This window comes from Oscillatoria sp. FACHB-1407 (assembly GCF_014697545.1).
Classification (GTDB): domain Bacteria; phylum Cyanobacteriota; class Cyanobacteriia; order Elainellales; family Elainellaceae; genus FACHB-1407.
In genome coordinates, this window is the sequence record NZ_JACJSA010000056.1 from 1 (window position 1) to 8,988 (window position 8,988).

Genomic DNA, 8,988 nt, shown 5'->3' on the forward strand with positions numbered 1-8,988 from the left:
GCATTATGGTTTGAGAAAAGCTAAAAGTATCTACGTTGAACACACGTCTTCAAGGTGAAAGTTTTGCTGTGCAATGGTTTCAATGATTCGACTATATATAACTAATCAAAATGGGACAGTTTGAGGCAACAAATATCTAAGTTACCCACCTACTATAAGCTTTAACTGGCAAGCTTTTCAGCCTTAACGACCATTTTTTGTCCGTTGCTAGTGCGCCGAGCGAAACTCGGCTTTGTCTACTGGGTGAAAGTCCCGGTTCTGGAAGCCTTGGCAAGGCACCAGGTATTGAGTGTTGCGTCAGCGGAGGCAACAACGTTGGCGAAGCGTACACAAGGAGGTAATGGGCTGCAATGCGGCAGCGTGAAGGGATTGAGCCCCGCTATGAAATGAAACTGTGGATGCCGACGCTGTTAGCAAAGCGGAAGGCAACACCAAGAGAGCCAATTGCCACGGCTTTGGAGGGTCCACCGGGGTCAAAGACCGTGGCACGTTACCAAGGCAAAGCCGGGAACTCGGGAGATCCCATCGACTCCTCCAAAACAGGGGTAGGGCAGCACAACCAGACAACTGGAAGGAAGCCCAATGGTCGATGGGAAGTCGGATGTCCTCATAGTAGTGAAGAAGTAGAGTAATGCCTATTGAGCGAAGGGGGACACATTCAAACGCCTGTTCGATGGAAACGCTGCCCACACTCAGAGGTGGAATAACGGCGATACCGGGAGTCGAACGGATAGCCCAACGGGCACGCCAACAGCCAGAGACCTGTTTCTCCACGCTGATGCATCACTTCAGTTCTTTTATGGATAACAAAGAGCGATTGTTCAATAACGATGTTGGAACAATTGAAGTAAGAACCGATCAGTTGAGGTGAGTGGTAAAAGAGCGCTCGCTCATCATGAAATGACTTCTAGCGAGTGACAGAGCAGGTAATTAGTGGGAGACAAGCGTAATTGCCAGGCTTTTCTAAAGGTGTTGTCAACTAACGTCTATCTGTTCGTTCATTTTGGTCACGCCTTTGAGTTTGATATTAGCAGCAGAAAAATTCTGGTCATTTGTAAAGTGCCAAAGGCACCTATCTTATTTTCTGTGTTTGGCTGATCAAATACTAGAAGCCTGAAACGGTGCAAAATCATTCTTTGTAAATCAGACTGTCCCAGTTATGGCTGAAGGTTAGACAGCCCGTTCAAGCCGGTCGATAGCCCTAAACATTCAACAGGATGAACTGGGGCAAGAAATGCCGCGACTTGAATAGAGCAGAAGTAGACATTAAGAGGTAGCAAGAAGAGTGTAGTCCTGCCTACCTTACCAATCGCTGGTTTTTGTGACACAACCAATTGATGAACATGATTCTCAGAAAAGTGCTCAAACCTCATCGAGTGTTTCCCACCGGTGAGGTAGTTCTTAATGGTGCCGATCTAGTGCTTGCAAACACTTCAGAAGATAAATCATACCGACCCGTGCTCGAAAGCCAGTGTCCAATCAATTAGCGACCGATTTTCTGAGCACTTTTTGACATATCCAAGTTAAACAATGTTTTGAGTATTTTTAAATCAACTACAGTCGCGTTTATAAAAACATTTGTCTATGGCTGTTTACTTACAAACTTTATTAGTAGCAGTGATCTCAGTTACTTTATTTGTTTAACCAAACAACTAATTTCACAAAATTATTTTAGTATCATTTTCTATTCTATGAAGTTTAGACAATGTATAGAAAACACACTTCTCCTAAAAAATACTGAGTTAATAATGCATTGATAATCTTGCTCAAATCAAAGCTTTTGGTAACCGTTTCATCTGTTCTTCATTCTCAACGTAGAAAAATCACCTCAGGCTCATGAACTTATCAGGTGTTTTGTGTTGCTTACTACATCCTGGAAGAATCCAGGTATAAAGACCTTTATTAAGGCTTCACCTGGGGCTTATCTATTACTGCTATAAATATCAACAGCAGGACAGCAGTTGTTTGTCTGCACAGGTTTCCTTGATGCGTGTCTCCTTAGGATGAATTGTTCAATCGCTGAATTTTGACGAACAGCTTCTGTTCAGCCTTCATGCCTAAGCTTTTGTTTGAGTTAAACTTTTCTCCTTTATTCAGGACATCTTATTTATGGCTTTGGCAGTCGAGGCACAAGAACTCGCCATTGTTGTGGCGACTAAAAATCATACGCCCAGTATTCTTAGCCCAGACTTTTTAACCTGTAGTGGCATTATTGGAGCAGACTTAGAACTGGCTCAAGCTCCAGTGTCTACTCCTCAAGTATCGCAACTTGTTTTTCGCAATGGCATCAGCATGATGGCTCAAGTAGATCGGCTGATCTTCGTAGAGCAGATTGCGGCAAAATCCCTTCAAGACGTTAGTATTGCTCAGATTGCCCGTCGATATATTGCAGCTTTGCCACAAGCTCAATATCAAGGGATAGGGATTAATGTGCAAGGACTGGTTCCTCTGGGACACCAAACTCCTAGTGTTGAGAACTACTTGACTCAAACGTTTCTGGTGTCTGGCTCCTGGCAGGAGTTTGGTCACACGCCAGTACAAGCCAACCTGCAACTGAGGTACACACTGGAGCACGCCCATTTGACTCTGAGCGTTGCTCAGGCTGCATTGCAATTGGCAGAAGGAGAAACCACACCGATTCTGGTTTTCTCGGGTCACTTTGATCACCGTCTCACCGCTGAGCAACCACTGATGCCACAGGTCATGCAGGCACTCACTCAATGGCAGAGCGACCTAGAAACTTATCAGGATTTAGTGAATACTCGCTTCTTGAATACTCGTCTTCCAGAAGATTCCACCATTCCTGTCTTTGCAGCTGTGGGCTTATAAGCAGTTGTCCGTTTCATTAGAGGCATCACCCGGAGTAGGAAGAGCACTTCTCTAACAATTGCAGGGGTGCTGAAATATCCTGCTGGTTTGATCCATCAAAAGATTTCCCATTGACGCATTTACTCCGACCACCATGAGCGATTTTCAGGCCGCAAACAACGAATTGACAGGACAATCGGTTGACCTGACAGGGAACACCCTATTAGGGAAAGAGTTAGCTCCTTCGCTGACCGGTCTAGGCGGGTCAGGTGGAGTGACAATCGCCCTGCAATCCTCATGGAAGGAAGATCTGGGAGGTGATACCTCATTGATGGAGTCTGCTGTGACAACATCGCCCCTCCCCCTCGACCCCTTAAACAAGCTTTCATTCCCAACTTCTAGCGGTTCTGTCAGTCCGGCTGGAGCGAGCGTTGCTGAGCCACAGCAACCGACTTTGGTTCAAAGAGATACACTCACTGGAACCTCAGATCGAGAAGCTCTGGTTGGCGCAACAACAAGCCGCAATCAACAACCCTCTGCTCAACTTACCAGCCGCGATGCTTTAACTTCGCCAACAGCGGCATCTGACTTTAATGTGGCAAGTACCTCGCTCCAGTCGAGTACACCTTCCCCAGTCGCCTTTACCCCCGTGACAGGAGGTGACTTTAACCAATTTATGACGGAAGCTCAGGAGCTTTGGAAGGTTGAAGGACGCGCTGGTGGAACCTCTACTTATGAATTTGCTATTGGCCCTAGTGGGGCACAAACAACCAATACAGGAACAGCAGACATTGTCTGGCAGAACGGGCAGAACGTGCCCTGGAGCCTAACCTGGAACGGTAATCAAGCCAGCTTCACCGTTGGGACAAGAACGATCCGCTACACCACGGCAACCCCTGGTCTATTCAATGGGTTGTACTTGATGACCAAGGTGGACTCACGAGACACTAGAAAAGTATCTGTGGGGACACAGATGCATCTAGAAGTGCAATCCGCCAACGGGCAGTCCATTAATCCCATTGCCCTTAATAGTACAGGTCCGACAGGTGGGCAGGATCTGGACCAACTGATCTTCACCAGTGATCAGGCAATTACATCCTTAACAGGAGTTGCCCGTATCAGTTGGCCAACCAATGGTGTTAACCCCCACACAACCAGTGCCCAATCCCGTATCACCTTTGTGATTGAAGGAAACACTGCCCCGGTATTTGGAACTCGCTTAAATGAAGGCAGTAATTTTACAAGTGGGCAAGAACTCCCCGTCGTCATTCCGCAAACCCCGTCATTTTTGGAATTTAGCTACAAAAATTTAGTCTTTGATACCACTGACTCAGACTCAAGCAGCGACGCCTTTGAAGTATCCCTGGTTGATGCGTCCGGACGCTCCCTCGTTCACACCATTGCACCGGGACGAGATGCCTTCTTCAATGTGAGTGAGGGAGAATCAGCATCCCTGGGGAGTGGAACCAGCTACGACCCGACGACTCAAACCGTCAGATTAAACCTGGCAGGAATAGCCCCTGGAACACAAGCAAAACTAGTGGCACGACTGGTCAATAACGACCAGGATACGACGACGCGAGTTGAGATTACAGCACCAACACTCAGTGCAGCCCCCACCGGGACACAGGCCCCCTTATCCAGTGGAACAGGCACTCTTCCCATTACGCCTGCTCCCGTCAATCTCACCAATCTGGTCGATGTTTCTGCAAGTTTGCGAGCCGAGTATGGGCGCACCAGCTTTAACGAAACAACCCGCCAGTTGTACAGTGAAGTCGCCATCCGTAATACCGGCACCTACAGCACCAATGCGCCGTTGCTAGTGGCGGTGAAAAACATCAGTGACCCCACGGTGCAGTTGCAGCAGATTGATGGATACCTGTCTGATGGCACCCCTTATTACAACTTCAGCAGGCTAGTCAGCCAGAATAACCTGGACCCGAGCGAAGTCACGACCCGCCGAGATCTCATCTTCTACAACCCCAATGAAGTGCAGTTTACCTACGACCTGGCGGTTCTCTCCCAACTGAACCAGTCTCCTCAAATTGACACTCAACCCATCACTGAAGTGATTACTGGGCAGACCTATCGCTACGATGTCAATGCCAGGGATGCCGATGGAGATGTACTGCGCTATCAACTATTAGATGCACCGCAGGGAATGAGCATTGACGAGCAGACTGGCATGGTGACCTGGGCACCTGGAAGTGCTGCAATTGGCAATCATGCTATCCGACTGCAAGCCAGTGATGGACGTGGTGGAGTGAGTGAGCAATACTACACCCTATCAATGAGGGCAGCCCCACCGAATCGCCCACCTCTAGTCACAAGTATTCCCGTCGTTGATGCACAGGTGAATGAGGACTACACCTATCAAGTCGTAGCTCAAGACCCGGACGGAGACCCACTAACCTACACCCTCTTGAGTGAGTTAGAGGGAATGCAGGTGAATCCGACAACCGGGTTTGTGACCTGGAAACCGACAGCGAACCAGCGTGGTACTCAGAACATTGTTGTGCAGGTTTCCGATGGGCAGGGAGACAGCACACTGCAATCCTTCAGCATTCTGACTGGAGTCGAGAGCGGCAATCACAATCCCTTCATTACCAGTACTCCAGAAACCAAGATCTACTCTCAAAGCCCCTATCGTTACCAGGTGCAGGCGGTAGACCCGGACGGGGATGCCTTGAGCTACGCACTGCTCAATCCTCCAGAGGGAATGACCATTCATCCCACCACTGGACTGATTACCTGGTCTCCCACCAATCCCAGTGGAGCGATCTCCCCTGTCACGATTCAAGTTCAAGATGGGCGCGGTGGAGTCCAGGAGCAAGTCCTTACCCTGACCGTTGAGGCGGCTACAGGAGAGATTCGAGGGCAGATTTGGAACGATCTGGACCGGGATAAACAGATTGATGCCAGTGAACGAGGAATGACTGGGGTTCAGGTGTACCTCGATGCGAACGATAACCAGCTTTTGGATGCAGGTGAAGTCACCACGACTGTTGATGAAACTGGGCATTACCGCTTCACAGGCTTAGCTGCCGGGTCTTATCTGGTGCGGGAAGTGGTGCCTGAATCGTTCACATTAACGTCTCCCCTAACAGAACGATTGGGTCCAAACATCATTACCAATGGCAGTTTTGAGATGCTGCCCTCAGAATATACTCCAACCTATTTCAATGCGTCGATTTACTGGATTCCAGTTACAGAGAACGATCCAGCCCAAAAACAAATTCCTGGTTGGCAGGTGCTGAATTTAGATCCAACTGTTATCGAAGACATTGATATTACTCCTAGACCGCTATGGCCTGCATCAAATGGGGAGTTTAGCGTCGAATTAGAAGGGTATTATGGCGGAAATATTGCTCAGACTTTTGCCACCATTCCAGGAGTAACCTATAACCTCAGCTTTGATTATGCCGGGCATCCCTTCTTTGGGGACCGATACAAGACGCTTGAAGTCCGGGTCGTGGATCAGGTAGAGCGGTTCATCTATGACAGAAACGATCCGAGTGTCCAGGCAAGTTATTTTTATGTGGTCAGTACAGGGTGGCAAGAGGGGAGCCTGAGATTTACTGCTACCGATACTCAGACTACCCTTCTGTTTAGCAAATACCGAGACCCCAAAGCCTCTACTACCGGGGGGCCACTGGTTGATGATGTCGTGGTTGCACCTGTCATTGCCCAGGGTTCTCATCTGGTTACTCTGGCAGCGGGACAATTGGTCGATGGAATTAACTTTGGCAATGCTCAAGGAACATCAACGCCAAATCAGCAACCTGAAATTACAACGGTTGCTCCGACTCAAACTGTTGCAGGGCAATTCTTCCAGTACGACGCTGAGGCAACTGACCGGGATCATCAAGTGCTGACCTATGACCTACCAGTACGACCTGAAGGGATGACCGTAGACTCTCAGACAGGTCAGGTCTTATGGGTGCCAACAGCAGATCAAGTTGGTCTTTACGACGTTGTGCTGCGCGTACGAGATGGACAGGGGGGAGTGGATCTGCAAACCTTCCAACTGGAGGTGACCTCGTCCAATGCCGCACCCGTCTTTACCTCGGTCATTTCCACTGATGTTCGCCCGCAAATCGGTAAACCCTTCACCTATCAAGCGTCAGCCCTGGATCTCGATGGAGATAGTATCACCTACAGCCTGGTGTCGAGCAGTGCATCCACCGCTCCCAGTGGGGTGACGATTGATGCCACCACGGGTGTACTGCGCTGGACTCCATCTGCCCTGGGTGGAGCAGGCACACTCAATGGTGAGGTTCAGCCCTGGCAAATCACAATTCAAGCGAGTGATGGTAAGGGTGGGATAGCCCTGCAAACCCTGGACTTAGTGGTTGAGGCAGCGGCTCCCAATCAGCCTCCTACGATCACGTCTACTCCTCGCACGACAACTCGTCCTGGTAGCTCTTATTTCTATCAAATCACTGCAACGGATGTGGATGGAGATACGCTGACCTATAGTCTCGATGCTAATTCCATCAGTAAGGGAATGCAGATCCAGAACGGATTGTTGGTGTGGACACCAGGAGCAGAGCAGTTTGGTCCCCACGCGGTGGTGGTGCAGGTGAGTGATGGTACTCATAGTGTCAATCAATCGTTCACCCTGAATGTAACTCACCAGGTCGATAACTCTGCTCCGGTGATCACGTCCACCCCCAATCTGGTGGCTAATCTGGGACGGGAGTATCAGTACAACCTCACAGGTACTGACCCCGATGGTGATTACCGTCTCTGGAGCTTATCTCAGGGTCCTGGTGGGATGGTGATTGACGCACACCGAGGTACGTTGCGCTGGACACCAACGTTGGAGCAGGTGGCGAAAACTCACACCATTGTTGTGCGCCTGACCGATGCTTTAGGCAGCTACGTCGAACAACGCTTTGATCTGATTGCTACTGGTCCCAACATTCCCCCTGTCATTCGCTCGATTCCCATTACTCAAGCCGGGGTTGAGCAGGAGTACGTGTACCGGGCACTGGCAACGGACGCAGAGAACGATACTCTCACCTTTAGCTTGCCCTTCCGTAAGCCTGTGGGGATGACCATCTCTTCCAGTGGCATCATCCGCTGGACACCTGCTGCTAATCAGCAAGGCTCCCATGTCATTGATGTCAGAGTAACGGATAGCCGGGGTGGGGAGAGCACTCAAACCTACACCCTTGAGGTGGGAGCGACAGCCATTAATCATGCTCCGGTCATTACCTCCAGCCCCATCCTGAAAGCCCCAACGGGTCAAAGCTATCACTACACGGTTACAGCAACAGATCCAGATGCAGGCAGCACTCTAACTTACCAGTTGTTGGAGCGTCCGGATGGCATGCAGATTAATGCCACGAGCGGTGAGATCACCTGGACCACTCCTGTCACCGGTAATCACCGGGTGGTGGTGGGTGTTAGTGATGTTGGGGGATTAAACGCTTATCAAAGTTTCGTTCTAGCGGCTCAAGCCAATGCTGCTCCCACCCTGCAATCAACCGCTCCCACTCAAGCGACACCAGGAGTGGTCTATGCCTATGATGTTCGAGCAACTGACACCGATGGCAACACCTTTACCTATACCCTTGATTCCACGTCCCTGAATCGGGGCATGTCCCTTGATGCCTTAGGACGACTGCGCTGGACACCTTCTACCACTGACCTGGGAGTTCACCCGGTAGTTGTCACGGTCACCGATGCCTACGGAGCCAGTGTGCAGCAGCCCTTTAACATCACGGTGGCGGCTGATACTCAAGCTCCTCGCGTCTCTCTGGTCGCTAGCACCAGTCAGGTCACAGTTGGCTCTCAAGTGACGTTCCAGGCACGAGCTACTGACAACGTCGATGTGGCTGGATTGCAACTTATTGTCGGAAATCAGGCAGTCGTCCTTGATGCCAATGGCTTTGCTACCGTCACGCTGAATCAAACCGGAACGATTACGGCAAGGGCGATCGCCTCTGACACGGCTGGCAATCAAACGGAAGTCACCACAGCCGTTGTCGTCTCCGCTGCCAATGCCCAGGCTCCGATCGCCCGCTTTGATCTCACTGGGATTACGGGTGGCGTGATCACCTCTGCAACCAACCTGATTGGCACTGTGGATGACCCCGATAGCAACAGTGTGACGTATACGGTGGAAGCGGCTCCCATTGCAGGTGGGGAATGGAGAACCATCTTCACTGGCAA

Annotated in this window: 3 protein-coding genes; all 3 read left to right on the plus strand. The window is 50.0% G+C overall.

Annotation, left to right across the window (positions count from 1 at the left end):
- Positions 1 to 350: 350 nt before the first annotated feature.
- A complete protein-coding gene (locus H6G89_RS34030) occupies positions 351 to 632 on the plus strand; it encodes a hypothetical protein (protein ID WP_190514451.1) in 282 nt (93 codons plus the stop codon).
- Positions 633 to 2,109: 1,477 nt separating this feature from the next.
- Entirely contained in the window at positions 2,110 to 2,829 is a 720-nt protein-coding gene (locus H6G89_RS34035) for a hypothetical protein (protein WP_190514452.1), read from the plus strand.
- A gap of 133 nt (positions 2,830 to 2,962) precedes the next feature.
- Positions 2,963 to 8,988 (plus strand): putative Ig domain-containing protein (locus tag H6G89_RS34040; RefSeq protein ID WP_190514453.1); only part of this gene is annotated, 6,026 nt, incomplete at its 3' end.

What these genes read in the sequence shown, in the direction of transcription:
- H6G89_RS34035 (WP_190514452.1), top strand. Translation starts at nt 2,110, where the DNA reads ATGGCTTTGGCAGTCGAGGCACAAGAACTCGCCATTGTTGTGGCGACT.
- H6G89_RS34030 (WP_190514451.1), top strand. Translation starts at nt 351, where the DNA reads ATGCGGCAGCGTGAAGGGATTGAGCCCCGCTATGAAATGAAACTGTGG.